The 26,630-nt window shown below is 44.2% G+C and carries 19 protein-coding genes; 8 read left to right on the forward strand and 11 right to left on the reverse strand.

Features of this window, described 5'->3' with window-relative positions:
* Window positions 1-61: 61 nt before the first annotated feature.
* A complete protein-coding gene (gene dacB / locus ACFS5N_RS00580; RefSeq protein WP_377181119.1) occupies window positions 62-1,486 on the reverse strand; it encodes a D-alanyl-D-alanine carboxypeptidase/D-alanyl-D-alanine endopeptidase in 1,425 nt (474 codons plus the stop codon).
* Window positions 1,458-2,897, reverse strand: coding sequence for an APC family permease (locus tag ACFS5N_RS00585; protein ID WP_377181121.1), 1,440 nt, complete (start codon window positions 2,895-2,897; stop codon window positions 1,458-1,460). The genes dacB and ACFS5N_RS00585 overlap by 29 nt, the downstream gene beginning before the upstream one ends.
* A gap of 150 nt (window positions 2,898-3,047) precedes the next feature.
* Here ACFS5N_RS00585 and ACFS5N_RS00590 point away from each other — a divergent pair, with 150 nt between their 5' ends.
* The 3 genes from ACFS5N_RS00590 to ACFS5N_RS00600 all read left to right on the forward strand — a co-directional run bounded on the left by ACFS5N_RS00590 (window position 3,048) and on the right by ACFS5N_RS00600 (window position 7,876).
* Window positions 3,048-5,288, forward strand: a complete 2,241-nt coding sequence (locus tag ACFS5N_RS00590) for a sodium-translocating pyrophosphatase (protein WP_377181123.1) — start codon at window positions 3,048-3,050, stop codon at window positions 5,286-5,288.
* Between the two features lie 349 nt (window positions 5,289-5,637).
* Entirely contained in the window at window positions 5,638-7,194 is a 1,557-nt protein-coding gene (locus ACFS5N_RS00595; RefSeq protein WP_377181125.1) for an amino acid permease, read from the forward strand.
* A gap of 103 nt (window positions 7,195-7,297) precedes the next feature.
* On the forward strand, window positions 7,298-7,876 hold the full coding sequence (locus tag ACFS5N_RS00600; protein WP_377181127.1) for a MarC family protein: 579 nt from the start codon (window positions 7,298-7,300) through the stop codon (window positions 7,874-7,876).
* 252 nt (window positions 7,877-8,128) lie between these two features.
* Here ACFS5N_RS00600 and ACFS5N_RS00605 read toward each other — a convergent pair whose 3' ends face one another.
* The 5 genes from ACFS5N_RS00605 to ACFS5N_RS00625 all read right to left on the reverse strand — a co-directional run bounded on the left by ACFS5N_RS00605 (window position 8,129) and on the right by ACFS5N_RS00625 (window position 13,585).
* Window positions 8,129-8,728 (reverse strand): hypothetical protein, encoded by a 600-nt coding sequence (locus ACFS5N_RS00605; protein ID WP_377181129.1) that lies wholly within the window; start codon window positions 8,726-8,728, stop codon window positions 8,129-8,131.
* 251 nt (window positions 8,729-8,979) lie between these two features.
* Entirely contained in the window at window positions 8,980-10,149 is a 1,170-nt protein-coding gene (locus ACFS5N_RS00610) for an RsmB/NOP family class I SAM-dependent RNA methyltransferase (RefSeq protein ID WP_377181131.1), read from the reverse strand.
* A complete protein-coding gene (locus ACFS5N_RS00615; RefSeq protein ID WP_377181133.1) occupies window positions 10,146-11,387 on the reverse strand; it encodes an ABC transporter substrate-binding protein in 1,242 nt (413 codons plus the stop codon). Before ACFS5N_RS00615 ends, ACFS5N_RS00610 begins: the two co-directional genes overlap by 4 nt.
* A complete protein-coding gene (guaA, locus tag ACFS5N_RS00620; RefSeq protein WP_377181135.1) occupies window positions 11,344-12,873 on the reverse strand; it encodes a glutamine-hydrolyzing GMP synthase in 1,530 nt (509 codons plus the stop codon). The genes ACFS5N_RS00615 and guaA overlap by 44 nt, the downstream gene beginning before the upstream one ends.
* 97 nt (window positions 12,874-12,970) lie before the next feature.
* Entirely contained in the window at window positions 12,971-13,585 is a 615-nt protein-coding gene (locus tag ACFS5N_RS00625) for a porin family protein (RefSeq protein WP_377181137.1), read from the reverse strand.
* Window positions 13,586-13,676: 91 nt separating this feature from the next.
* Between ACFS5N_RS00625 and ACFS5N_RS00630 the strand changes: the two genes are divergently transcribed.
* Complete coding sequence (locus ACFS5N_RS00630) at window positions 13,677-14,264, forward strand: hypothetical protein (protein WP_377181139.1); 588 nt, start codon at window positions 13,677-13,679, stop codon at window positions 14,262-14,264.
* Window positions 14,265-14,327: 63 nt separating this feature from the next.
* On the opposite strand, the gene ACFS5N_RS00635 is transcribed toward ACFS5N_RS00630, so the two are convergent.
* The gene (locus tag ACFS5N_RS00635) at window positions 14,328-14,957 is read right to left on the reverse strand and encodes a porin family protein (RefSeq protein ID WP_377181141.1); all 630 of its coding nucleotides are present in this window, start codon (window positions 14,955-14,957) and stop codon (window positions 14,328-14,330) included.
* Window positions 14,958-15,302: 345 nt separating this feature from the next.
* Between ACFS5N_RS00635 and ACFS5N_RS00640 the strand changes: the two genes are divergently transcribed.
* Window positions 15,303-18,572, forward strand: a complete 3,270-nt coding sequence (locus ACFS5N_RS00640; RefSeq protein ID WP_377181142.1) for a leucine--tRNA ligase — start codon at window positions 15,303-15,305, stop codon at window positions 18,570-18,572.
* Window positions 18,573-19,026: 454 nt separating this feature from the next.
* On the forward strand, window positions 19,027-21,534 hold the full coding sequence (locus tag ACFS5N_RS00645; protein WP_377181144.1) for a TonB-dependent receptor domain-containing protein: 2,508 nt from the start codon (window positions 19,027-19,029) through the stop codon (window positions 21,532-21,534).
* Window positions 21,535-21,695: 161 nt separating this feature from the next.
* On the opposite strand, the gene ACFS5N_RS00650 is transcribed toward ACFS5N_RS00645, so the two are convergent.
* Entirely contained in the window at window positions 21,696-23,501 is a 1,806-nt protein-coding gene (locus tag ACFS5N_RS00650; RefSeq protein ID WP_377181146.1) for a MutS-related protein, read from the reverse strand.
* Between the two features lie 169 nt (window positions 23,502-23,670).
* Between ACFS5N_RS00650 and rlmH the strand changes: the two genes are divergently transcribed.
* Entirely contained in the window at window positions 23,671-24,144 is a 474-nt protein-coding gene (rlmH, locus tag ACFS5N_RS00655; protein ID WP_377181148.1) for a 23S rRNA (pseudouridine(1915)-N(3))-methyltransferase RlmH, read from the forward strand.
* 108 nt (window positions 24,145-24,252) lie between these two features.
* Window positions 24,253-25,200 (forward strand): cation diffusion facilitator family transporter, encoded by a 948-nt coding sequence (locus ACFS5N_RS00660; RefSeq protein ID WP_377181150.1) that lies wholly within the window; start codon window positions 24,253-24,255, stop codon window positions 25,198-25,200.
* A 297-nt stretch (window positions 25,201-25,497) separates the two neighbouring features.
* On the opposite strand, the gene ACFS5N_RS00665 is transcribed toward ACFS5N_RS00660, so the two are convergent.
* A complete protein-coding gene (locus ACFS5N_RS00665; protein ID WP_377181152.1) occupies window positions 25,498-26,043 on the reverse strand; it encodes a DUF5606 family protein in 546 nt (181 codons plus the stop codon).
* 69 nt (window positions 26,044-26,112) lie between these two features.
* Window positions 26,113-26,574 carry a peptidylprolyl isomerase gene (locus tag ACFS5N_RS00670; protein WP_377181154.1) on the reverse strand — a complete coding sequence of 154 codons (462 nt, stop codon included), beginning with the start codon at window positions 26,572-26,574 and terminating at the stop codon, window positions 26,113-26,115.
* Window positions 26,575-26,630: the final 56 nt, after the last annotated feature.

A 26,630-nucleotide genomic window follows, 5' to 3' on the forward strand; every position in this document is an offset into this window, starting at 1 on the left:
CTTCGTTCCTCTCAATGACGTTTTAAATAAAGTCCGCGCAGCGCCTAGATGACTGCGTAGTTTATTTCAATTCATCCAAAACCCGGAACATTTTCTCTCTGATATTTTTACCGGGGCCATTGTAGTTGTTCACCATAATACTGAACACGAGCTCGCGGCCCGCGTGGGTTTGGTAGCCGGTGTAGCATTGCACATTGTGGATACTGCCACTTTTCATGTGCATATCATTATAGACAGGCAGGCTCTCAAAAAAATCAGGATACCAGGCTTCTTTGCGTGCTGACTGCATGATGGTTGCCACGGTCATGGTGGTAATTCTGTCTTCGGGCGACAGGCCACAGCCGTCTATCATATCCATCGAGTTGACATCAATGCCCCGTGCTTTCCAGAAGTTTTGCAGTATGGTAATGCCGTTAGGTGTTGTCACTTCTTTACCACCTGTTTTGGCGGCTATGGCTTTCAGCAACTCCTCGGCATATAAGTTCAGGCTTTTACGGTTGGTCCAATACACAATCTGGCTTAAGCCCGGCGATGTAAGCGTGGTTAGCGTGGTGGTCATAGTTGGGGTTGGCTGGCCCTTACCGGCCAAACTCAAGGTCGATTCAGGCAAACCGCTCACGCTGATGCCTAAGCGTTTTAAAGTATCTAACAGACGGTAAGCCACATCAAAAGCCGGGTCAGGATAAGCTGCAGACACCAGCTTCTTGGTTTGATCGATCGCGTAGGTTCCGCGCAGATACATGATATTAGTTAAGCCTGCCGGCAGATAAGGGTAGGCATTGTCGCCCGTGCCTGCGGCACCGTTGGTAAGTTCGCTTTTAAAGGTAAGGTAGGGTATGGTTGGTGATGTGCCGCTAACTTTTACCGGTGTACCCACCGGCCCGGTTTTTAGGGTGATATCAAACTGGTTTTCGTGCCAGCAAAGGGCGTTGGCGCCTGCACCGTAATAAGTGCCCAGATCCTGCCATATCCATCCGTCGGGGATAGATTGCGTGCCGTAAGCACCATCATCACCGATAATACGCCCATTTATTTTTTTGATGCCTGCTTTTTTCAGCGCGGTTACAAATGTGTTGAGTACATGGTTCTGCGTGGTAGTTTCCCAGCGCCAGCTGCCCAGCGTAGGGTCGCCATTACCGCAGATGATGATGTCGCCGTTTAAGGTGCCATCAGCAGTTACTGTACCGTTGTAACCAAAAGGTGTCTGATAGCTGAAGTCTTTACCTAATAAATTAAAAGCGGTAATAGTGGTTACCGTTTTTAACGTTGAGCCGGGAGCCATGCCCACGTTGGGGTTTCCGGTAAACACAGGTTCGCCGGTTTTGGCATCAAGCACCGTTAATGATACTGTGCCATAGCGGCATTGCTCGTCGGCCTGTAAACGATTAAAAGCCGTACTTAATTTTTGTTGTAAAGTATTTTGTGCCCATGACTGGGTCGCGGTTATTAATAATAAACTAAACAGGACTTTCAATCTGTTCTTCATCGCGGGTATTACGGGTTGATATATAATAAATAGGTATGCCTACCAGCACAATAATCAGGCCCGGCCAGGTAAACTGCGGTTTGTAAATTATAAGCAGTATACAAAATGCAATCCCCATCAGCATATAAATGGCAGGCAATACCGGGTAGCCAAATGCTTTATACGGCCGCGGCATGTCTGGGCGCTGTACACGTAAAATATAGATACCCAGAATGGTTAATACATAAAATATCACCACCACAAAAGATATCATATCCAGCAGGTCGCCATATCTGCCGCTAAGGCATAAAATAGAGGCTACAAGGCACTGAATCCACAAACCAAAGCTCGGTACCGCAAATTTATTCAAAGTGCCGGTACGTTTAAAAAACAGGCCGTCCTGGGCCATGGTATAGTACACCCTGGCTCCGGCTAAAATTAATCCGTTATTACAGCCAAAGGTCGATATCATGATCATTACCGCGATAACCGAAGTGCCAATGGGCCCAAAAATAACCTGCGAGGCTGATACAGCCACCCTGTCTTTTTCTGCTGTCGCGATATCATGCAACGGCAAAACGCCAGTGTACACAAAGTTGATGCTTACGTAAATGATGGTTACTACCAGTGTCCCCAAAAATAAGCTCAAGCCAATATTACGCTGTGGGTTACGCATTTCGCCGGCTATAAAGGTTACGTTGTTCCAGGCGTCGCTGCTAAAAATTGAGCCCACCATGGAGGCGGCAATGGCACCCAGGGCCGCAGCCATGGTGTATGAGGTAGTGCTGTCAAGTTTATGAATTTGCCAAGCGTTGGTCCAGTTGGCATGCCATACGTCGCCCTTAATCATAATCAAACCAAAAATAATAAGGCCGAATAAGCTGGCAAGTTTGGTAATGGTGAATAGGTTCTGGATGATCTTACCGCTCTTAACACCTTTAGTGTTGATATAGGTCAAGAAGATAATCAAAACGATTGATACGCACTGCGCCGCGCTGATCTTAAAGTTGTATGAGCCAATCATGGTAGAGTAGAGGATATTATCCTCGCTCACGGCAGGTATTAAATAAGCGGTGAATTTAGAAAAGGCTACGCCCACGGCTGCAATTGTGCCGGTTTGTATAACCGCAAAGAAGCTCCATCCGTATAAAAAAGCAATTAACTTATTATAAGCCTCTTTTAAGTAAACGTATTGACCGCCTGCTTTGGGGAACATGGCGCTAAGCTCGCCATAGCTCACGGCTGCGGTAAGGGTCATGAAACCGGTAATGAGCCAAACAGCAATTAACCAGCCCGATGAGCCGACATTGCGGATAATATCGGCGCTTACTATGAAAATGCCCGATCCGATCATGGACCCGGCTACAATCATGGTGCCGTCAAGCAGGCCCAGGGATGCTTTAAGTTTAGTTGGTTCGGTTTCTTTACTCATTAGTTGCTGCGGTTTGAACAACTAAACTATTTAAAAAACTTTATAATTGACAGCTATTTGTAAAGAAATTAATTTGTTTAACTTGCAAAACCAATTGTATTATAACCGCTTTATAACAGAGCAAATAAATTATAAACTATACTAAATTATATGGATTTTTTGAACACTTACTTAATTTACCTGATTCCGGTATTAGGCTTAATCGGAATCCTGTCTATGATTATTAAGTCGGCCTGGGTAACCAAACAACCAACCGGCGACGAATCGATGTCGACACTTGCCGGTTACATAGCCGACGGTGCTATGGCCTTTTTACGTGCCGAGTGGAAAGTACTTGGCTACTTCGTGGTGATTGCCGGTATATTACTGGCCTGGTCTGGCACTACAGTAGCTACTTCAAGCCCAATCATCGCTGGTTCGTTTTTTATCGGTGCTTTTTTATCCGCTTTCGCGGGATATCTTGGTATGCGTATCGCTACCAAATCAAACGTACGTACCACGCAAGCAGCCAAAACCAGTTTGGCTCAGGCATTAAAAGTATCATTTACCGGTGGTACCGTAATGGGCCTGGGAGTTGCAGGTTTAGCCATCATTGGTTTGGGTTCATTGTTCATCCTGTTTTACAGCATGTATGTTAAAGGTGTGGCCGGTGCCGATGTGAATGGCGAGGCTATGGCCAAGGCGTTAGATGTGCTGGCAGGTTTCTCATTGGGTGCTGAGTCGATAGCGCTGTTTGCCCGCGTGGGCGGCGGTATCTATACCAAGGCTGCCGATGTAGGCGCCGACCTGGTAGGTAAGGTTGAGGCAGGTATCCCGGAGGACGATGTGCGTAACCCGGCTACTATAGCAGATAACGTTGGAGACAACGTAGGTGACGTTGCCGGTATGGGCGCCGACTTGTTTGGCTCATACGTAGCAACAATGCTGGCAACGATGGTATTAGGGCGCGAGATCGTATCACATGACAATTTGGGCGGCATTGCGCCAGTTTTATTACCAATGGTAATTGCCGGTTTAGGTCTCATCTTTTCAATTTTAGGCGCTGCCCTGGTGCGAATTAAAGACGAAAATTCAAGCGTACAAAGCGCTTTAAATATAGGTAACTGGGCATCAATTGTATTCACCGCTATTGCCACCTACTTTGTGGTACAATGGATGTTACCTGAAGGTGCTTTACACCTGACACGTGACCTGGATGCTAATGGTAACCTGAAAGAAGGCTCATTGGTGTTTACCAAAAACGGTGTGTTCGGTTCTATCGTGGTTGGTTTGGTTGTAGGTACTTTGATGTCAATTATCACTGAATATTACACCGCAATGGGTAAACGCCCGGTTTTGAGCATTATCCGCCAATCGTCAACCGGTCACGCTACCAATATCATCGGTGGTTTGGCTATCGGTATGGAGTCAACCGTATTGCCTATCATTGTATTGGCAGCCGGTATTTATGGTTCGTATTTTTTTGCAGGTTTATACGGTGTGGCCATTGCTGCTGCGGGTATGATGGCAACCACAGCTATGCAATTGGCTATAGACGCTTTTGGCCCGATTGCAGATAACGCCGGTGGTATTGCCGAAATGAGCCAACTGCCGCCCGAAGTACGTCACCGTACTGATAACCTGGACGCTGTGGGTAACACTACGGCCGCTACCGGTAAAGGTTTTGCTATTGCGTCGGCTGCTTTGACGTCGTTGGCTCTGTTCGCGGCTTTCGTTGGTGTGGCAGGTATTGAGCATATTGATATTTATAAGGCTAACGTATTAGCCGGTTTATTTGTGGGCGGGATGATACCGTTCATTTTCTCGGCATTGTGTATCTCGGCCGTAGGGCGTGCCGCGATGGCCATGGTTGAGGAGGTTCGCCGCCAGTTTCGTGAAATTCCGGGCATTATGGAATATAAAGCAAAACCGGAATATGAAAAATGTGTGGCTATTTCAACCCAGGCTTCTATCCGTGAAATGGTTGCGCCGGGTTTAATTGCGTTGATCACTCCAGTGGTAATAGGTTTTGTATTCGGACCGGAAGTATTGGGCGGTTTATTGGCTGGTGTTACCGTGTCGGGCGTGTTAATGGGTATTTTCCAAAGTAATGCCGGCGGCGCGTGGGATAACGCTAAGAAATCGTTCGAGAAAGGTGTGGAGATCAATGGCGAAATGCACTACAAAAAATCAGATCCTCACAAAGCATCAGTAACAGGTGATACCGTGGGCGATCCGTTCAAAGATACGTCTGGTCCGTCAATGAACATTTTGATCAAGCTGATGTCTATCGTGTCGCTGGTTATTGCACCGCATTTGAACCACGCGGTTGATAACAGCCCGCGTCTGCAAAAACAGATCAAACTGCAATCAATGACCACGCATGTAATTAAAGTTGAGAAGAAAGCGTAGGCCTTTGAATAAAAAAGGAGGGTCGGTTCAAATTGAACCGACCCTCCTTTTTTATTGTACTGTCATGCTGAACTTGTTTCAGCATCCCACTTGCTAAGCACGCGAACCTGTCCTATGGGATGCCGAAACAAGTTCGCTATGAAGTGTTCATTCGATAAATAAATTGACGAAACATTGCGCAATCGTTAGGCTGTAAGCCAAATCATCGGCACAAGCCTTAAAAATATGACAAACGTAATATTCTATGAATAAATTCATTACGTTGCACTGTTCAATCTTTCCACACCCGTTTTTTTTCGGAAAAAATAATTATGTTTGGGAATAACATTAACTGACTTTTTATTTAAACATGAAGCTATTTATTAGAAAACCTTTGGCGCAGTTGTTAGCCGCTTCAAAAGAGGGGGAAAAGACATTAAAGCGAACGCTTGGTGTTGGTTCACTGATTGCCTTGGGTATCGGCGCAATTATTGGTGCCGGTATTTTTGTGCGTACTGCTGCGGCAGCCGGCGAGCACGCCGGTCCGGCCGTAACTATCTCATTTTTAATTGCAGCAGCGGGCTGCGCCCTGGCAGGTTTATGCTATGCTGAGTTTGCCAGTATGATCCCTATTGCGGGTTCTGCCTACACTTATTCATATGCCACTATGGGTGAGTTTATCGCCTGGATCATCGGCTGGGATTTGGTGCTGGAATACGCATTGGGTGCCGCTACGGTAGCTATCGGCTGGTCGCAGTATTTCAATACATTTTTGGATACATTTTTCCATGTACACATCCCGTTTGCGCTGTCGCACTCACCGTTTGAGATATCAACTACCACAACCGGCATGTATGCGGCCGAAGCAGGTACGCATGGTATGATAAACCTGCCTGCAATATTTATATTATTGTTACTCACTTTGTTGCTGATCAAAGGTACAGCCGAGTCTGCAGCGGTAAATAACGTTATCGTTATCATCAAAGTGGCTATCGTATTGATGATCATCGGCGCAGGCTGGAGTTTTATCAACCCGGCTTTCCACACGCCATATATGATCCCTGAAAGCGCAGGCGTAGTTAAAACCAATACCGGTTCGGTAAATTATGCCGATACCTTTAACCATGGCTGGCTGGGCGTATTGCGCGGCGCAAGCGTGGTGTTCTTCGCCTTCATCGGTTTTGACGCGGTTTCAACAGCTGCTCAGGAAGCTAAAAACCCGCAAAAAGATATGCCGAAAGGTATCCTGATCTCTTTGGTTTTCTGTACCATTTTATATATCCTGTTCTCGCATGTATTAACCGGTTTGGTGTCATACAAAGATTTCCTGGTACAGGGTAAAGAAGCTTCTGTAACATATGCCATTCACGCGGCAATGCCGGGCTACGGCTGGTTAGCAAACCTGGTTACCATCGCTATATTAGCCGGTTTCTCATCAGTAATCCTGGTAATGTTGTTGGGCCAAACCCGCGTATTCTATACGATGAGTACTGACGGTTTGATCTGGCCCATTTTCTCAAAATTGCATCCTAAGTTTCGTACACCATACAAATCGCAATGGTTCTTTTTTGTGATGGTATCCTTATTTGCTGGTTTTATTCCTGACAGCATCGTGGGCGATATGGTAAGTATTGGTACGTTGTTCGCTTTTGTACTGGTTTGTCTGGGTATCTTTATTCTGCGCAGAACCGACCCGGGACTTACCCGCCCGTTTGCGACTCCGGCTTACTGGATTGTATGCCCGCTGGGTGCGTTGATCTGTTTAGCCATGATGGCTAGTGAGGGTTTAGAAAACTTTGCACGTCTGTTTATCTGGATGGGCATTGGTATCTGTGTTTATTTTGGCTACAGCATCAAGCATTCGCATGTTCGCCATGGTAAACCTGTCGGTGCTAACGACCCGCCGAACCCTCATTTTGTCGAGTAATCTTTATCTGATTTATAACAACAAAAGGTTCCGGCGGTAAACGCCGGAACCTTTTTTATGAATATAGTTTTTTAGCTTTGTATAAACCGCTAAACATAAGCCTATGCATCCGTTCAATTACAAAGAGATCCTGTCAGTAACCATGATCCTTTTTGCGATCATTGATATATTGGGCGCTATCCCCGTGATCATTCAGCTGCGCCAGCGCGCGGGGCACATCGAGTCAGAAAAAGCCAGCGTGGTTGTTTTGATATTGATGGTCGTGTTTTTATTTGTGGGCGATCAGCTGCTCGACATCATCGGCCTCGACATTGCTTCATTCGCCATTGCAGGCTCTCTGGTGATCTTTTTTATTGCCATGGAGATGATATTAGGTATCCACCTGTTTAAAAGCACTGACGACGAGCTTTCGGGTACCGTATCGATAGTTCCCCTTGCATTCCCGCTTATTGCAGGCGCGGGTACCATGACCACACTGCTATCACTTAAATCGCAATATCAAACACAGAACATATTAGTTGGCATAGTAATCAATACCCTGTTTGTGTACCTGGTGCTTAAAAACGTGCAATGGCTGGAAAAGCTGTTTGGCAAGGTAGGCATTGAAATATTGCGCAAAGCCTTTGGTGTGATATTATTGGCGATAGCCATTAAGCTTTTCAGGAGCAACACGCATTTGTAAGTCATTTACTGCGCAAGGTGTTTCACTTAAATATGAAACACTTTGGAACAGTATTTTTAGTCAATTACTTGACAGTCATATTGTTAGTCAATTTGCCTGAAACACTTTGGAACAGTAGTAATAGTTTGGATAAATGCTGTAACCTGCTAAGCTGTAATAAGTTATGACTAATGACGCTGGTTCTGAATTTTGCAGTGAAACACCTTGGTTGAAACACCCTTTGATGCATGCGGCCCGGCCATCGCTTAATGTTTATTTGATAAACTTCAATTTATAAGTAACAACTCCGGTGGTGTCGCCCTTAACTACAGGAATATATCTGGTAGTAAATGTCACTTGCTGCGTAATTTTTGATAAACTGTCTGCATGTGCCGCGGCTTTAACCGGGTTATCAAAATTCTGTTCGAAGTTGAAATTGCGGCTAAAGTGTATGGATACCAATTTGGTTTTATTGATAACCGTGTCGGTAGTGGTTGTTACCACCTGGTTTAAATTATCAGGAACGTAATTATTCGCTATAACACCCCATTGCAGCAACGTGGTATAATCCATATTTGCTAACACAGAGTTGCTAAAATCCTCGTTAAAATTAACGTACCATGCGCTGTGGTACCTGGTGTAGTCAACCAGCATATCCACATGTTCGGTATAAACATATTTAAGTGTAGTGCCCGTAAGGGTTGTTTTTACTATCTGGTCATTACTGCCTTTACTATTAAACATGGGTGCTGTAGTAGTTCCCGAAATATCTAACGGCGTATTTGTAGTTTGCGCTGTAACCGGTGTAACGTAGTCAAGTTTGCAGCTTGAAAACGATATGGCTATTATAAAAATCGATATATAGAGTTTCATTATTATTCCTGTTGATGTATACTCCTTATGCAACAAGTTCTCCTAAAAGCCTATTTATTCGATTTTTTATTTAAATATTTGAAAATCAATGTTTTACTAATAATTACACTGATTGTGCGTTTGCGAAGCCGGAAATGGGAATATCCTAATGAGGACTTGCGGGAAAATTTTGCCCCATGTCGCTTCAATTTCTGCGGTTACGGAAAAGATTGTCAAGGTAACAAGCCGGTTCGGCGTTTCAAAAATAGCCCTCAGGGGTTTGGGGAGATTAACCGTGCCACAAACATACTGTCAGCCTTGCGCCCGTAGCCTTTAAGTACCTCGAGGCTTTCCAGCTTCAGGTTAAATTCGTTGGTCAGGTAATCAACCACATCTTCATTCTCCGCCTTAAAAACCGAGCAGGTAATATAGATAAGTGGTTTGCCGGGTTTAAGATGTTTAATAATATTAGTGGCTATGCTTTTTTGCAGACGCTGAAAGAAGTCGATTTTGTTCGCTGCAAACTGAGCTATCATTTCAGGGGTGCGGCCCCAGGTGCCCGAGCCGCTGCAGGGAGCATCGAGAATAATGCCATCAAAAGCATAATCATATAGCGCCTGATCGTTATTTTGGGTTAAATCGAGCTGCTTGCGCTGATATTTTATTAGTCCGGCCGAGCGGAAACGCTCGTCCAGGTTAGCAAGAATCGATTCCCGGATATCTGATACTACCAGTTTTATATCGGGTTCCTCCTCGTGCAATAACAGAGATTTGCCGCCCGAGGCTGCGCAGGCATCCCACCAGGCGTCCCATTTTTGGGGTTTAAAGTATTTGGCTGTCTGTTGCGACGAGTAGTCCTGCACCTCAAACCAATGCTGGGTAGGGAAGATGCTCTCCAATTTGGTACCATTAGGCAATGCATAGCAACCATTGCCTTCATCTTTAAAAGCTACCTGCGCTTTGGTAAGCTCGGCTTTTACCAGATGATCGTAGCCGTTGTGCACATGGATAAACAGATCAGGCTGTACAAAAAATGATTTTAAAAAAGCTTGTTTATCAATATCGGCAGATATGCTGTCTACCCACGGAAAAACATCTTCCAGCTTAAAATCAGTATATGTTTTTTGTATCAGGTCGATTTTTTCATCGACAGAAAAAGCTATACAGGCGGCCCAGTCGGGCTTAAAGTGCTGCAGGAAAGAATTGGTTTGCGTGTTGCATAAAAACTCGGCAACCATCAAACGCTCATCCTGGGGCCGGTTGGCAAGCGCCCGGCCCAATCTGAAGTAGTTATAAACCAGGCGGCTGGCCACCTTGCGGTCGCTCGAGCCCATTTGTTTGTTTTGGCGGTAAAGGCCCGGCAAAAATTTGCTTAAAGGCGTTTCGGCGGGGTATTCGGCCAAAATGCGTTGAAATGTTTTAAGCTGATTTATTGCCTTCATTCTACCTTTCTTAATTCGTAGTAACGGTAATCCATAACGTTTACATGCGTGTTTACGTAGCCCGTGCCCGGCCTTTTTACGATATGGAAGTTGTTATGTATACCCTCGTAATCGGTTTTCGTCATGGCTTTTACGTCGCCGTTATCCTGGCCCAGTAATCTGCCGAAATACATACCTTCATCAAATCCTTTAATAGCATATTCGCTGGCCTCAACATGATAATGTTTTCGGTATTGAGTCATGAAATTAACGGTTGCAGCCGCTTTATAGTCAACTTTGTCGGCTGATGTGATGTGCGTGCGTAACCTTTGCAGAATATCAGCATGCAAAAAACTGTACTTTTCCCAGCTTGGATGACCAAAGAGTACTACCGGATAACTTTTCGCAAGCGAATCGAGCGAGTGCATGACGACGGTAATAAAAGACTGGTGTGTTGACGGAATAACAAAAATATTGGGAGAGCCTTTAGCCAGCTGCGGTATTAATGAACCCAATTTACCCCTTACGACAACTGTTTGAACGACCTTGATACGGCCTTTGCCAACACTATCAAGCGAATTTTTAAAAGGTATGATATAATCATTTTCGTCAGTAAAACCCGACTTTAGTATAAACACCTTAGCAGGCTGTAAGCGCTTGCAAATATATCTGGCCGCAGTAGCAGCGTGCTCAGCGAGCGGCGGGATGATGGTAACCAGGTTTGGGTTATTGATGGTAGCCGGGGCAGCAGGCGAAAGTGGTGATACAATAGGCTTACGGGGGCCGCTCAATGGTTGTGCAAAAGCTTTCATATCGTCGGGGAAAATAGGGCCGACAATCAGATCGCTCCCCCATATGTTGGGATTAAAAGCCATTTTACGCGATTGATTGGCTGATGCCTGTGTATCAAACACCCGCAGTTTGTAGTTATAACCGTATGAAGTCAGTGAATCTAACGCCAGTTGAAAGCCCTGATAATAATCAAGGGCTATCAAACCTTGTTTTAAACTCACGTCGGTATAACCAGAACCAGGATCCAAATGATCAAGCCCAAAGGGCAGTAACAAAGCAATGCTTGACTGCCTTGCGGGCAATGGCTTTGGCGGCTGTGGTTTGGTTTCGTTTTTTTCAGTTTCGGTTTTAGGAGGTGTCACTACCGGCCGCACTTTGGGTGAACAGGCCGCTAATAAGACGATTCCTAAAATGATGAACCACTTATTCCCACTCAATAGTGGCAGGTGGTTTCGAACTGATATCATATACTACCCGGTTTATTCCTTTTACGTTATTGATGATCTCGTTTGAGATTTTTGCAAGCAACTCGTACGGTAAATGGCACCAATCTGCTGTCATACCATCGACAGACTCGACAGCGCGCAGGCTAACAACGTGCTCGTATGTGCGCTCATCGCCCATAACACCTACCGACTGTACCGGTAAGAATATGGTACCGGCCTGCCATACTTTATCATAAACACCGGCACTACGCAAATTGTTGATGAAAATAGCATCGGCTTCCTGCAAAATAGCGACTTTCTCGGGTGTAACCTCGCCCAGGATACGGATAGCCAGGCCGGGGCCCGGAAACGGATGGCGGCCCAGTATGTTATCAGATATATGGAGCGACTTACCCACGCGGCGAACCTCGTCTTTAAACAAAGTATTAAGTGGTTCAACCACTTTAAGTTTCATAAAGTCGGGCAAGCCGCCTACGTTATGGTGCGATTTAATGGTAGCTGACGGCCCTTTAACCGATAACGACTCGATAACATCAGGATAAATAGTGCCCTGACCTAACCACTTTACGTCCTTAACCTCGTGCGCGGCATCATCAAACACCTCAATAAAAACACGGCCAATGGCTTTACGTTTTGCTTCGGGCTCTGACAGACCTTTCAGCGCATCATAAAAACGCTGTTTGGCATCGATACCCCGTACGTTAAGGCCCATGTGTTTATAGGAGTCAAGCACAGATTCATATTCGTTTTTGCGCAGCAATCCGTTGTCAACAAAAATACAATACAGGTTTTTGCCGATAGCGTGATGCAGTAACACAGCCGCAACCGATGAATCAACACCGCCTGAAAGGCCTAATACCACCTTGTCGTCGCCCAGTTTTTCTTTTAGGCCCGCAACGGTAGTTTCAACAAATGAGTCGGCTGTCCAGTCTTGCTTGCAACCGCATATATCAACCAAAAAGTTTTCAAGCAATTGTTTGCCGTCTAAACTATGGGTTACTTCAGGGTGAAATTGTATCCCGTAAGTTTGAGTGCCGGTAACCTGGTAAGCGGCTACACGCACGCTGTCTGTACTGGCAATAACCTCAAAATTACTGGCCAGGGTAGCAATAGTATCTCCATGCGACATCCAAACCTGTGAGCCTGCCGGCACGCCTCTGAACAGCGGGTTGCCTTCCTGAATGTACTGCAGGTTGGCACGGCCGTATTCGCGGGTGCTTGACGGTAAAACCTCGCCGCCATTAAAGTGTGCCAGGTATTGCGCCCCATAACAAACACCCAATAAAGGCAGCTTGCCATGAAATTGCATAAAATCAACATGCAGGGCATCTTCCTGCCGTACCGAATAGGGGCTGCCAGACAGAATAACGCCTTTTAAGCTTTCGTCAATTTCAGGAATCTTGTTAAACGGATGGATTTCGCAGTAAATGTTGAGTTCTCTAACCCGGCGCGCGATAAGTTGGGTAAACTGTGAGCCGAAGTCAAGAATGAGGATTTTTTCTTGCATGGGCAAAGATAGGATTTTGATTTGAGATTGGGAGCGAGAAATTAAAAAGCCTCACCATTTTCATAGCAAGGCTTTCAGGTATATTAAACATCAGCCCTTAAAACCCGATGCCTACGTTTAAGCCGTTGGTAATATTTTGTACAGATGAGTATGAATCTCTGTATACATTGGCCACACCTGCCTGAGCAGCATATTCAATAAAGAAATGGCTGTAGCGGTTGATAGGTATTTTTACACCGATGCCCAGTGCCAAACCTCCGTCAACATTATTAAAATAGCTTTTGGCGTCAAATACTGTATTTGAGCTTTCCGAGGCGCTTAACAGAAAACCTACATAGGGGCCTAAATCAACATACCAGTTGTTGGTACGGCCAAAATGCCACTTAGCTAATACCGGTACGGTTAAATAGTTCAATTTGTAATTTACGCCGTCAATCTCGCTGTTATCAGGCAATATTACGAAGCCGTTGCCCCAACCTTTTTGCTGATAGTTCAGGCCTACGCTGATACCCCAGTCGCGGGAAAAGTTATGATCGACAGCTATGCCTGCATTTAACCCGGCGACGGCATCGCTGCTGTAGTTGTTAGCGTCAGTAACCTGTGAGGCGTTGATACCCAGGTTTACAGAAAACTGGGTGCCGTAATTTTTTTGTGCGCTTGCCAATTGAGTGCAGGCGAACATGGTGATTAGTACAAGGAATATTTTTCTCATAAGTTTGTGATGTAAGTTTTGGTAAAGTTAAAATTTTTTGCTCAGATAGAAGTTATTAGATAAATGTAAGGTACACGGTTATCTATATTTGATGATGTTTAAACGAATATTTCTATTAGTTATTACGCTTTTTATAACGGCATTTGCGTTTGCGCAAACCAAAGCCGATACCGTTTACGGAAAATACGCCGACTTTAATTTGCTGCGCCTGGATGGTAAAACACCCGACGCCATAAAGCTGGGCGAGATCATACTGCCCGATGTTAACGAACTACCGGTTAATAGCCGGATAAGCTTTTACAACGGCCTGGCCAAGTTATATGAAGATGACGATGAATCAAAAGAAGCTATACTGCTTTATGAAAAGGTGGTAGCGGCGCAGCCTGATTTTTATGTAGCCCACAGAGCTCTTGGCTATTTATTTTTGAAACATACCGACGAACTTTATGATAAAATGCAGGCAAACCCAGGCGATACGGTCATGATATTGCAATATAAAGCGGCGGTGCAAAAAGCGCTGCCACATCTTGAAAAAGCCCAGGCTTGCGACCCAAGTGATGAGACGCTCGAAATCATCAAAAGATTATACACCAATATTCATGACTATGCTGGCCTACAGTCGCTAAATGGCCGGTTGGCCGGTATGGCCAAAAATTGCATCGATATTCTGAAAGATTAAAATAAAAAAGCCATCGGGTAATAACCGATGGCTTTTTGCTTGCGCTTGTTGCTAAAGTTTTAGTTAAAATCTGATACCGGCGCTAAGTGCTTGCCTCATTAAAGTGCCTGAGTTTGAACTGTTGGCTAAAATGTTGGCAGCGCCAAATTGCCAGTTATATTCAAAGAAGATTTTCAATTTGTCGTTTTTGTATGACAGCGGAAATTGGATGCCTAAACCTGCATCAATACCTGCATCTGTGCTGTTGAACTGTGATTTCAAGTCTTTGTGATCGTAATCATCAGTTGCGCTCAGTAAAATGCCTACATAGGGGCCGGCGTTAGCGTACCAAAGTTTTTCAGAACCAATGTGCCAGGTAGCCAAAACGGGTATGGTAATATAATTAAGCGCAAAATTTACTCCTGTTACCGTCTTGTTATTCACGTTGTCTTTAATGACACCATCGCCCCAGCCTTTTCCGTCATAAATACCTTCTGCCTTAATTGACCAATCATCAGAAACATAATATTCTGCATGCAAGGCAAAATTTGGCCTGATATAAGAGCCTGTGCCTGATGCATAGTCGGCACCAGAAACACTGTAGGCGCTATTTACACCTGCACTAACACCGTAGGCCATAGCGCCTTTTTTCTGCGCATTTGAAACGGAGTAAATACCGGTTAAAATTAATAGGGTAGTAAAAAGTTTTTTCATTGTTTAATTGTTTGGTTTATAAATGGTTCGTATGTTATGAGTTAATACCTCAAGCTTAGCAACTTTGCATAGAAAGATTGTTGAATTGCCATATAATGTGACCGGAAAACTTCATAATTGCGTGTTGTAAAGGTTAAACGAATATAGTTTATCTTTTTAGATGAAACAGAAATAAATATTATAATACTGACATAAAAGTGAGGATTTATTCATTAAACGTTTGACTGACAGCGCCTGTGGTTAGAATTTATGATTAGCAAAGGCGGCTGTCACATAGCTGATAATTAACTACCCAAATCATAGGATTTTTTTATTTTCGCGTTTCATTATCGAATAAAAGCAGAGATGGACTATCAATTTAAGGATATAGAGCAAAAGTGGCAGCAGTTTTGGGCCCAAAACCAAACCTTTAAAGCCGAGGATAAAAGCAGTAAGCCCAAGTATTATGTACTGGATATGTTTCCTTACCCAAGTGGTGCGGGCTTACATGTGGGCCATCCGCTGGGTTATATAGCCTCGGATATTTTTGCCCGCTATAAACGCCTTAAAGGTTTTAACGTATTGCATCCTATGGGATATGATTCGTTTGGTTTACCTGCCGAGCAATATGCTATACAAACAGGTCAGCACCCGGCAGTAACTACCGAAGCTAATATTGCCACTTATCGCCGTCAGCTTGATCAGATCGGTTTTTCATTCGACTGGAGCCGCGAGGTGCGCACCAGTTCGCCTGATTATTATAAATGGACACAGTGGATCTTTATGCAGCTGTTTAACAGCTGGTATAATAAAGATGCCGATAAAGCCGAATCCATAGAAAAATTGGTTAAGCGTTTCGAACAGAGCGGTTCGGCAGGTATCAATGCGGTTTGCGACGAAGATGTACTGACCTTTACTGCAGAAGAGTGGAAAGCTAAAACAAATAACCAACAACAAGACGAACTATTAAAGTATCGGCTTACTTACCTTCGCGAAAGCACCGTAAACTGGTGCCCGGCTTTGGGTACCGTACTGGCTAACGACGAAGTGAAAGATGGTTTTAGCGAGCGCGGCGGTTACCCGGTCGAACAAAAGAAAATGATGCAATGGAGCATGCGGATCACCGCATATGCCGAACGGCTATTAAATGGACTGGATATCATTGACTGGCCTGAACCATTGAAAGAAATGCAGCGTAACTGGATAGGTAAAAGTACGGGCGCGTCTGTAAAATTCCCGATTGAGACTCAAGACTCAGGACTCGAGACTCAAGACTTCATCGAGGTTTTCACTACACGTGTAGATACAATTTTCGGCGTGACCTTCCTGGTATTGGCGCCCGAACATGAATTGGTTACTCAGCTAACTACATCCGAACAAAAAGCCGAAATTGAGGCATACATCGCCCAGACTAAAAAGAAGTCTGAGTTGGACCGTATGGCCGATGCTAAAACGGTTTCTGGTGCATTTACCGGCGCTTATGTGATCAATCCGCTTAATAACGAGCGCGTGCCGATTTATATAGCCGATTATGTATTGGCAGGTTATGGTACCGGCGCGGTAATGGCTGTGCCAAGCGGCGACCAGCGCGACTTTTTATTTGCGAAACATTTTAACTTGCCAATTATCCCGATCCTGGATACCCAGAATATTGTTGACGAGGCCGACGCTACCAAAGAAGGTAAATATATTAACTCAGGCTTTATTAACGGATTAGCTTATAAAGAGGCTACCGCCGCGGTTGTTGCCAGGCTGGAAGAACTTGGTCTGGGCAAAGCCAAAGTAAACTTCAGAATGCGCGACGCTATTTTTGGCCGTCAGCGATACTGGGGCGAGCCGGTGCCGGTTTGCTTTAAAGATAATCTGCCGCATCTCATCAGCGAAAGCGATTTGCCTTTGCTGTTGCCCGAAATTGATAAATATCTTCCAACCGAAACCGGCGAACCACCACTGGGCCGTGCGGAGGGCTGGGCATACAAGCCCCACCCAAACCCTCCCCGGGAGGGAGGGCTTTCTGAGCAGGCGGGTAATTATCGCAAAACAGCTGATCCCGTTTACTATGAGCAATTAAAGGAATTTAGCAGAGAACATCGTTTACAGCCAACCGAAGCTGAAACTATCTTATGGCAATTGCTCAGGGACAGTCAAACTGGGTTTAAATTTAGAAGGCAACATGCTATTGATCAATACATAGCTGACTTTGTTTGTCTTCAAAAAGGACTAATAATAGAATTAGATGGACATCACCATAAAGCAAATAAAGAAGCTGACAAAGCAAGAACCGAAATATTAAATCATTTAGGTTTTACTGTAATTAGGTTTACAAATGATGAGGTTCTGGCTAATGCCCAGGGTATTTTCCAAACCATAAAGAATAAAGTCAATAATCTCCCTGACAGAGATATCCGTCAGGACAAAGTCTCCCCAACAGGGGGAGATTTAGAGGGGGCTGGCTATGCTTATGAACTTTCTACTATGCCGGGCTGGGCCGGAAGTAGCTGGTACTGGTATCGTTACATGGACGCCCATAATGATAAAGCCTTTGCCTCGAAAGAAGCTATTGAATATTGGAAGGATGTAGACCTGTACATTGGCGGCAGCGAGCATGCTACCGGCCACCTGCTGTACAGCCGCTTCTGGAATAAGTTTATGAAAGATCTGGACCTGGTGGTTGAAGAGGAACCTTTCAAAAAACTGATTAACCAGGGTATGATCCAGGGCCGCTCAAACTTTGTTTATCGTTTAATTGATGAAGAGGGCAGAGGTACCAATACTTTTGTATCGCGCGGCCTGATCAATCAGTATAAAACGTCGCCTTTACATGTCGACGTAATTATTGTTGATAACGATATACTGAACATCGACAAATTCAAGGCATGGCGCGAGGATTTTAAAGATGCCGAGTTTATCCTTGAAAACGGCAAATACGTTTGCGGTGTCGAAGTTGAAAAGATGTCGAAATCTAAGTTCAACGTTGTTAACCCTGATGATCTGATTGCCCGTTATGGCGCTGATACGTTGCGTATGTACGAGATGTTCCTTGGTCCGCTGGAGCAAAGCAAGCCATGGAATACCAATGGTATTGAAGGAGTGTTCAAGTTCTTACGCAAATTCTGGCGTTTGTTTCATAACGATGCCTGGGAGTTTAACGTGTCAGATGCTGAGCCAACTAAAGCCGAACTGAAATCGCTGCACAAAATTATTCGTAAGGTTGAGGAAGATATTGAGCGTTTCTCGTTCAATACCTCGGTATCCAGCTTTATGATAGCTGTTAATGAGTTGACTGATTTGAAATGCAACAGCCGCAAGGTATTGCAAGATCTGGTGATTGTGTTATCGGCCTATGCACCCCACATTTGCGAGGAGCTTTGGGCTTTACTGGGTAATGAATCGGGTACTTTATCCTATGCACCATATCCAAAATTTAATCCGGGTTACTTAGTTGAAGACGAGTTTGCTTACCCCATTTCTATCAACGGTAAAACAAAGATGAACCTCAATATATCACTAAGCCTTGAGCCAAAGGATATTGAAGCTTTTGTTTTAGCTAACGCCGATGTACAACGCTACCTGGATGGCAAGCAACCTAAAAAGGTTATTGTGGTTAAGGGGCGTATTGTAAATATGGTTGTATAGACACCACAGTAGATATTGTTGGTGATATTGTTTGGTCCGGATTTATAATCCGGACCCGATTTCAAGGGGATTTATAATCCCCTTTTTTGTACGCAGCGGATTGCAAATCCGCAAACAAGCAAGTCCGGATTGCAAATCCTGACTAACAAGAAAAACACTCCCCACCTTGTCATCCTGAGCGACAGCGAAGGATCTTATTTAAGCGGCAGGTAAGGCGCATAAGATTCTTCGCTGTCGCTCAGAATGACAATTTGTGTTTGATAAAAGTTATCTGGCTAACTACCTTATCCACAATGTGTAATGTATGAATTTATTACCATCGGTGTAGACATGTTTGTTTGGCGCGCGGAAGCTTATTTGTAACATATCCAACATAATTGCACAAAATGTAATAAAAGTGATTTTTGGTTGTAACAATTACAGTAGTTTTGCGCCTAATTCCAAAAATTTACAGATGAAACGCATAATTCTACTTATAGCAATCATTTTTTCGGTTGTCTCGGCCAAGGCACAATTTGGTGTTGGCGGAGGAGGCTCAAGTATAGTGGGCAAGATTTCCGGATCGGTGGTTGACTCCATTTCAAAAAAAGCTCTTGATTACGGAACGATAACTTTATTCAGAGGTACCAGCAAAACTCCGGTAACTGGTATACTGACCGACGATAAAGGCACTTTTCAGTTAGACAACATCCACCCGGGTATTTACCGTTTGGAGATTAGCTTTGTAGGCTACCCAACCAAAATAATCAGGGGTATTGAAACCACGCCTTCAAAGCCCGACAAAAACCTGGGCGTTGTAGTAGTGGGCCAAAGCACAAAATCATTGAACGAGGTTACCGTTACTGCTTCTGCCCCGTTAATTGAAAATAGAATTGATAAGATTGTTTACAATGCCGAAAAGGACGTTACTGCCGGTGGCGGTAGCGCTACCGACATTTTGCAGAAAGTGCCTTTGGTAAACGTCGACATTAACGGTAATGTATCCTTACGTGGCGACGCAAACGTGCGTGTACTGATTAACGGCCGTCCGTCTGGCGCTACATCAGCCAGTTTAGCCGATGTATTAAAAGGCATCCCTGCCGATCAGATTAAAAGCGTAGAAGTAATCACTTCTCCGTCGGCTAAGTATGACGCTGAAGGTTCTGCGGGTATTATCAACATCATTACCAAACAAAAAAATATATCAGGCATTAGCGGCGGTATAAGCGGTGGTGTTGGTACGCGCCAAAACAATGGCAACTTTAACCTGAACTATAATAAAAACAGGTTTAACTTAACGGTAAACGTAGGCGGTAATGCTTCATGGCCGCAAACATCTAATACTTATCAATCAACACAAATTGATACCGGCTCTTTTCATTCATTTAAAGAAAGCAAAGGCACCAGCAAGGTATCGCGCCATGCTATTGTGGGTTCGGTATCTGCCGGATATGAATTTAATGCTTTTAATAGCTTAAATTCGACTATTCGTCTTAACCAGATTGAATTTAACACTAATAGCAACAGCGTAACCACAGGTGCAAATCCGTTTAGTTTAAACTCGGTAGCTCATGCTATACCGGCCAGTGGTTTTGATTGGAATGTGGACTATGTACACAAGTTTAAAAAAGAAGGCGAGGAACTGGACCTGTCAACCCAGTGGAGCCATAGCATTGGTAATACCGAGTATACCAACTATTACACGGCGGTAAACCCCAATCAAAAAAATAAAATTGATGGCACAAACAATGAGTACACGGTACAGGCCGATTATGTATTGCCTATCAACAATACCTTCAAACTGGAGTCGGGTGCTAAATACATTATAAGGCGAATTAATACTATTAATGATATATACTCGCCTTCAGGTAACGATTTTGTCTTTAACAGCCTGGCATCAAGCACTTATGGTTATAACCAGAATGTGGGTGCAGCATACTCGGTACTGACTATCAACTTGCCAAAGAGCTATAGCATTTTGGCCGGATTAAGAGACGAGTATACCACTATTGACGGTAATCCAAACAGCCTGTCGCAAAAAAATGTGCCTTTTACTCAGGACTATAATACCCTGGTGCCAAGCTTAACTTTCCAGAAAAAGCTTACGGCAACGCAAACCATTAAATTAGGCTATAGCAAGCGCATCACGCGGCCAAGCTTACAGTTCCTGAACCCTTATGTAGACAGCACTAATATCTTAGCACAAAAAGTAGGTAACCCTAAACTGAATCCTGAGGTGTCACAAACCGTTGAGTTGGGTTACAATACTTTCATTGGTGCATCGGTAATTAACCTGTCTGCTTACTATAAGCACACCAGCGGCTTAATTGAGGGTATTGCTACACCGGTTTCAGTTACCGTTAATGGCATACAGCAAGGCGCTACGTTAACTACTTTCCAAAACATTGGTAACAATAACTCATTTGGCGGCAGTTTCTTTGGGTCAATAACACCGTTTAAAATACTGACTATCCAGGGTAGTATCAATGCCTATACTTATAAGCCTGATCCGGCAGGTGTGTTTAACCTGGCGCAATCGCAAAATGGCACATACGTTCAGTACGGCGGTTTTATGCGCGGTACATTAACTTTACCAAAAGATTTTGTGATTGAATCGTTTGCTTTTGGCAGTTCGGCGCGTCGTACTATACAAGGTACAAACCCGGCTTTCAGCATTTTTGGAATGGGTTTCAAAAAGCAGTTTGACAACAAAAAATACTCACTTGGTGTTAATATTATCCAGCCGTTTAGCAATTACAAAGAGTTCAACTCGAACATTACTAGCAGGGGCTTAACCCAGGTTAGCAGATTCCAGTATCCGTTCCGTTCATTTGGTTTAACATTTAGTTATAATTTCGGTAAGCTAAGCTTTAAACCACAAAACCCAATGGAGAAAAAGAAAGGCATTAACAACGATGACTTGAAGCAAGACGACCAGGGTATGGGCGGCGGCGGTGCCGGCGCAGGCGCCGGTGGCCGATAAGGCTTGGTATTTAAATGATATCAAATAGCGATGGGTTTTAAACCCGTCGCTGTTTTTGTTTAGGGTGTTATTTAACCGCTGTCATTCTGAGTGATAGCGAAGAATCTTATACGTTATCAGCTGCTTAAATAAGATTCTTCGCTATGGGAATGACAAACGGGTTACTCCGTCTTAATATCAATTCCAATTTGCTTCAGCAGCAGTGAGGCATTAAAAGTCTTGCATTCACCGTGTTTTATTTTGTAGTCGAACAACATTTCGCCGTCAACCACCTGTATGTCGAAGTAGAAATTACGCACATAGTCAGGATATTTTTGTTCCAGCTGCGCAATCTGGAGATCGTGCGTAGCTACCATGCCTACACCTTTTTTAGCGATAAGCTGCTCGATAACCGCCTTTGAGCCCAGGTATTTATCGACGGAGTTTGTGCCGCGCAGCATTTCGTCAATCAAAAAGAAAACCTTGTATTCATGTTCGACAGCTTTGAGCAACATTTGCAGCCGGTCAAGTTCAGCTTTAAAAGTTGACGTGCTTTCATTGAGCGAGTCTTTGATGCGCATATAGCTAACCACGGTCATGATAGATACCTGCATCGCATCAGCACAAACAGGCGCACCACAAAGCGCCAAGACGGTATTAATACCAATGGTGCGCAAAAAGGTGCTTTTGCCCGCCATGTTTGAGCCGGTGATAATATCAATCTTGAAAGCATTTGTCAACTCATAGTTATTATTAACACGGTTTGTACTGCTGATTAGCGGGTGGGTTATGTTTTGGGCGATAATAGTGTATGCGTCGCCGTCCGCTATCTGCGGCAAAGTCCAGTCGGGATAGTTAAACCGTAAACCGCCGATGCTGACAATAGCTTCAAAATCGGCAATAACCTCAAATGCATCCTCCATACTTTGCTGATTGCTACGTTTCCATTGCTCAATAGCTATGGTTTGTTTAAGCGCCCATAAAAAGAAAATATTAAGTAAAATGCCCACCAGCATATTGAGGTTATAGCTCATTTTTTCGATAAGACGAGCCAGCAATGCTATATTTTTTGATGTTTGATCTTGCTTAATCCTGAGCGCGAGATTGCCGTTATGAGCCGATTGCCAGTCCTCCTTTTCAATTTTTTCAAACACTGAGGCATAGTTGCTCAGTATTTTACTGATCTTATCCGCAATGGCCGAAGATTTAGCTATATAAGCACTTTTAATACTTACTATGGCCAGGTTGGCTATTCCTAATACAATGGCGGCCAGTTCAGCTATCGGCCAAAAAAACGAACCGATAATTGCGGCCAGCATCAAATAAGGTGCAATCTGGATGTATTTGCTTAACGCGACTTCGCCCGGGATATTCAACGGCGATTTGAGGAAGGCAAATAATGCTTTTAATGTATCCCCGTCTGTTTTATTGGCAAACAGCAGCAAAGTTTGAAATTCAAGTTTCCATTGGTTTTTGTCGGCTATCTCTTGTGCCGCAGCCTGGCGCTCCAGAATGACCGGCTTGCCCGCCGGGGCGCTCAGCCATTCTCCCAACTTGGTAGAGCCAGAAGTAGTAGCTGCCCGGTTTATGAGCTGAAATAGGGACATGTTACCAAAAATGTCCAGGTCTGACGTATAAAAATGCTTCTCGTCGCTAAATTTTGCGCCGTTGTTATACAGGTTGCCCCGGGTTTGCAGGCTGGCTATTTCATTGTCATTAATCTGCTTTAAATCGCTGTAGTATTTGTGTTGCTGATTGCACTTGCTTTGCTTTTTTACCAAAACCGCAAATATTATCAGCAAAACAGGTACCGTGATGGCTATAAGCGTGGCGTTATTCATCATCGCCCCGATAAAAATAAAAAAGCCTATACCCAAAAAAACAGCCAGCCTTATAAATGAATAAGTATTCGACTCGCTTTTAAATTTATCGGCTTGTTGTTGCGCGGCTTGTGCGTTTTGCTGGTAGTATGTTATGATAGGTTGCATGTGCTCCAAAAAAGTTGGCTCAAAATAACGACTTATATTTTAAATAACTAGTTTTACAACTCACCCCAACCCGCTCCTCTGGAGCGGTTGCCGGATGAACATATAAATAGATAAAATAACTTAACAAATATTACCTCCCTCTCCTTTAGAGAGGGCCGGGGTGAGGTCGATGAAAATTACTTTTTTAACCGTTGGCAAAACAGAGGATGCTTACCTGAAAGAGGGCATCGATAAGTATGTAAAGCGCCTGAAGCATTACACCAGGCTTGAGCTTATTGATTTGCCCGAACTTAAAAACACCAAAGCCTTAACCGAGCAGCAACAAAAAATTAAAGAAGCCGAACTAATCCTCAAGAAAATAGCACCCCTGGATCATGTGATCCTGCTGGATGAAAAAGGGCTTGAGTTTACCTCTAAGCAATTTTCGGCTTATATTGATAAAAAGGCGGTTGGCTCAACATCTAGCCTGGTGTTTGTTGTTGGCGGTCCGTATGGGTTTGACCAATCGGTTTACGACCGGGCCAATGACAAGCTTTCGCTTTCGCGGATGACTTTTTCACACCAGATGATCCGCCTGTTTTTTGTGGAGCAGTTGTACCGCGCATTTACTATTTTGAAGGGTGAGCCGTATCATCATGAGTAATAATTTTTGTTAATTTAAGCATTGTCAGGAATCTATAAATTATAGTAGCTAGTCGGCAGATTCTTCGCTACGCTCAGAATGACAAGGATTTTTAGCTAACTTTGCACCATGTCCGCCCACGTCCACTCACATAACCACGATCACGACCATTCTCATGGTTTTGGTCATCATCATCACGAACAGCCCAGGCTCGATCATTTAAATGCCGCTTTCATTTGGGGTATCATACTCAACTCGGCCTTTGTGGTGATTGAGGTTGTCGCAGGTTTGATCACCGGCTCATTATCACTGCTTACAGACGCGGGCCATAACCTGAGTGATGTTGTTAGTTTGGCATTGGCGTTACTGGCCTTTAAGCTCACCAAAGTAGGCTCAAATGCCAACTATACTTACGGCTATAAACGGTCGACAATTTTGGTATCCTTTTTTAATGCGGTTATACTTGTCGCTTCTATCGGCGTGATTGTGTATGAAGCCGTTGTACGCTTTATGCACCCTGCCGCCATAGCAGGCGACACTGTAGCCTGGGTATCGTTGATTGGTATTGTTATTAACGCCTTTACGGCATGGCTTTTTGTAAAGGACAAGGACACAGACCTGAACATAAAAGGCGCCTATTTGCATATGGCAATGGATGCTGTAGTTTCACTTGGCGTGGTTATAGCGGGTGTTATTATTTATTTCACCAAATTATACTGGATTGACAGCGTGGTTAGTTTAATCATCGGCATAGTCATTCTGCGCGGTACCTGGAGCTTGCTTAAAGATAGCCTGCGCCTTGAAATGGATGGCGTGCCTAAAGAAATGACGCTGACTAAAATCAAAGCAGAGCTGTTAAAAGCCCCGGGTGTTGTTGACGTACACCACATGCATGTGTGGGCGCTTAGTACAACCGAAAATGCCTTGACGGCCCACCTGGTTATAGCACCAGATGATTTGCATCAGTTTGACAGCATCAAAGCCGATCTGCGCCACCGACTGCTGCATCTGGATATTACCCACAGCACCTTTGAACCCGAGTTCTCGAACGAGAAGTGTGATGAACCGGATTGCTAGCAGATGTGCAAATATGCAAATGTGCGGATGTGCAGGTGATAAAGTAATAAACAAAATAGCGATGGGTTTCAAACCTATCGCTAGAGCTATTTATAATAATTGTCATTCTGGAGCGTAGCGAAGAATCTTATACGCTTTGCTAAGTCGCTTATATAAGATTCTTCGCTATGCTCAGAATGACAATCGGTTAAAACAGAAAGGCCCGCATTGCGAGCCTTTCTGTTTATATTTTATTCATCTGCACATCAGCATATCTGCACATTCGCACATCTACACCGCATCTGCACATCAACAATATTATCCTTTTTTGGATGGATTCCTTGTCGCGGCAGCTTTGGCAGCTTGCGCTTTTGGAGCGGCTGTTTTTTTAGGAGCCGGTTTTTCTTTTGGCTTCTCTGTAACTTTTACCGGTGCAGCTGCTGCTTCAGCGGTTTCGCCTTCGGCAGATGGTGCGGTAGCAGGTTCTTCGTTAAACAAAGGCAGCTCTTTCAAAATGTTAAACCAGGTTACAATCTTCTTCATATCAGAAGCGTAAACCTTTTCTTCGTCATGACCGGGAGCTACTTCTCTGAAAAACTTACGCAGCGCAGTGCCGTCAACTTTGGCATCAGGAACGTTGCCGGCAGTTTTCATGCGCTCTAACACCTCAGTTAAACGGATATCTTCGTCATCGCCAAAAATGGTGATCTCTTCAAGGGCTGCTAATTTTGCGGTCGAAAGGTTAACTACCAGTTTGGTTTTTTGCGCGTCCAGGCTTTCCAGCACAAAACCGGTTTTGTTTTGCACCAACGCTTTCCATAAACCCGGTTTACCTGATACCGATACTATTGCGCTTAAATTCATAGTGTATTGTTTTCAAATTAAGTTATACGTAGTACGTAATACGTTTTACGTACCTACCTAAACCAAATATTAATCCTCTGTTACTTCGATTGATAAAATTTTATCGCCCTGACGAATATCGTCAACCACGTCAACGTTCTCGGTCACTTTACCAAAGCAAGTATGGTTACGGTCTAAGTGAGCGGTGTTAGTACGGCTGTGGCAGATAAAAAATTGTGAACCACCCGTATTGCGGCCGGCGTGAGCCATTGAAAGCACACCGCGGTCGTGGTATTGCAATTCGCCGGTTAACTCGCAGTCAATATGGTAGCCCGGGCCACCGCTGCCTGCTTTGTAAGCAGTCGACGCATCTTTAGAAAAAGGGCAGCCACCCTGTACTACGAAGTTTGGAATAACGCGGTGAAAAGTTAAACCGTTGTAAAATCCTTCTTTAGCCAATTTTTTGAAGTTGGCAACTGTATTAGGGGCATCCTGATCGTAAAACTCAACGGTCATGTCGCCTTTTTCTGTTTTTATAATTGCTTTACTCATTTCAATTTTTTTAAATGGTTGGCAAAGGTAATGTTTTAAGCTGAAAGCTGAAAGGC

The sequence above is a fragment of the Mucilaginibacter ximonensis genome, from assembly GCF_042686265.1.
In the GTDB taxonomy this organism is placed as follows: Bacteria; Bacteroidota; Bacteroidia; order Sphingobacteriales; family Sphingobacteriaceae; genus Mucilaginibacter; species Mucilaginibacter ximonensis.

Coding starts and splice junctions, on each gene's coding strand:
- dacB (WP_377181119.1), bottom strand. CDS start 1,486: ATGAAGAACAGATTGAAAGTCCTGTTTAGTTTATTATTAATAACCGCG.
- ACFS5N_RS00585 (WP_377181121.1), bottom strand. CDS start 2,897: ATGAGTAAAGAAACCGAACCAACTAAACTTAAAGCATCCCTGGGCCTG.
- ACFS5N_RS00590 (WP_377181123.1), top strand. CDS start 3,048: ATGGATTTTTTGAACACTTACTTAATTTACCTGATTCCGGTATTAGGC.
- ACFS5N_RS00595 (WP_377181125.1), top strand. CDS start 5,638: ATGAAGCTATTTATTAGAAAACCTTTGGCGCAGTTGTTAGCCGCTTCA.
- ACFS5N_RS00600 (WP_377181127.1), top strand. CDS start 7,298: ATGCATCCGTTCAATTACAAAGAGATCCTGTCAGTAACCATGATCCTT.
- ACFS5N_RS00605 (WP_377181129.1), bottom strand. CDS start 8,728: ATGAAACTCTATATATCGATTTTTATAATAGCCATATCGTTTTCAAGC.
- ACFS5N_RS00610 (WP_377181131.1), bottom strand. CDS start 10,149: ATGAAGGCAATAAATCAGCTTAAAACATTTCAACGCATTTTGGCCGAA.
- ACFS5N_RS00615 (WP_377181133.1), bottom strand. CDS start 11,387: ATGATATCAGTTCGAAACCACCTGCCACTATTGAGTGGGAATAAGTGG.
- guaA (WP_377181135.1), bottom strand. CDS start 12,873: ATGCAAGAAAAAATCCTCATTCTTGACTTCGGCTCACAGTTTACCCAA.
- ACFS5N_RS00625 (WP_377181137.1), bottom strand. CDS start 13,585: ATGAGAAAAATATTCCTTGTACTAATCACCATGTTCGCCTGCACTCAA.
- ACFS5N_RS00630 (WP_377181139.1), top strand. CDS start 13,677: ATGATGTTTAAACGAATATTTCTATTAGTTATTACGCTTTTTATAACG.
- ACFS5N_RS00635 (WP_377181141.1), bottom strand. CDS start 14,957: ATGAAAAAACTTTTTACTACCCTATTAATTTTAACCGGTATTTACTCC.
- ACFS5N_RS00640 (WP_377181142.1), top strand. CDS start 15,303: ATGGACTATCAATTTAAGGATATAGAGCAAAAGTGGCAGCAGTTTTGG.
- ACFS5N_RS00645 (WP_377181144.1), top strand. CDS start 19,027: ATGAAACGCATAATTCTACTTATAGCAATCATTTTTTCGGTTGTCTCG.
- ACFS5N_RS00650 (WP_377181146.1), bottom strand. CDS start 23,501: ATGCAACCTATCATAACATACTACCAGCAAAACGCACAAGCCGCGCAA.
- rlmH (WP_377181148.1), top strand. CDS start 23,671: ATGAAAATTACTTTTTTAACCGTTGGCAAAACAGAGGATGCTTACCTG.
- ACFS5N_RS00660 (WP_377181150.1), top strand. CDS start 24,253: ATGTCCGCCCACGTCCACTCACATAACCACGATCACGACCATTCTCAT.
- ACFS5N_RS00665 (WP_377181152.1), bottom strand. CDS start 26,043: ATGAATTTAAGCGCAATAGTATCGGTATCAGGTAAACCGGGTTTATGG.
- ACFS5N_RS00670 (WP_377181154.1), bottom strand. CDS start 26,574: ATGAGTAAAGCAATTATAAAAACAGAAAAAGGCGACATGACCGTTGAG.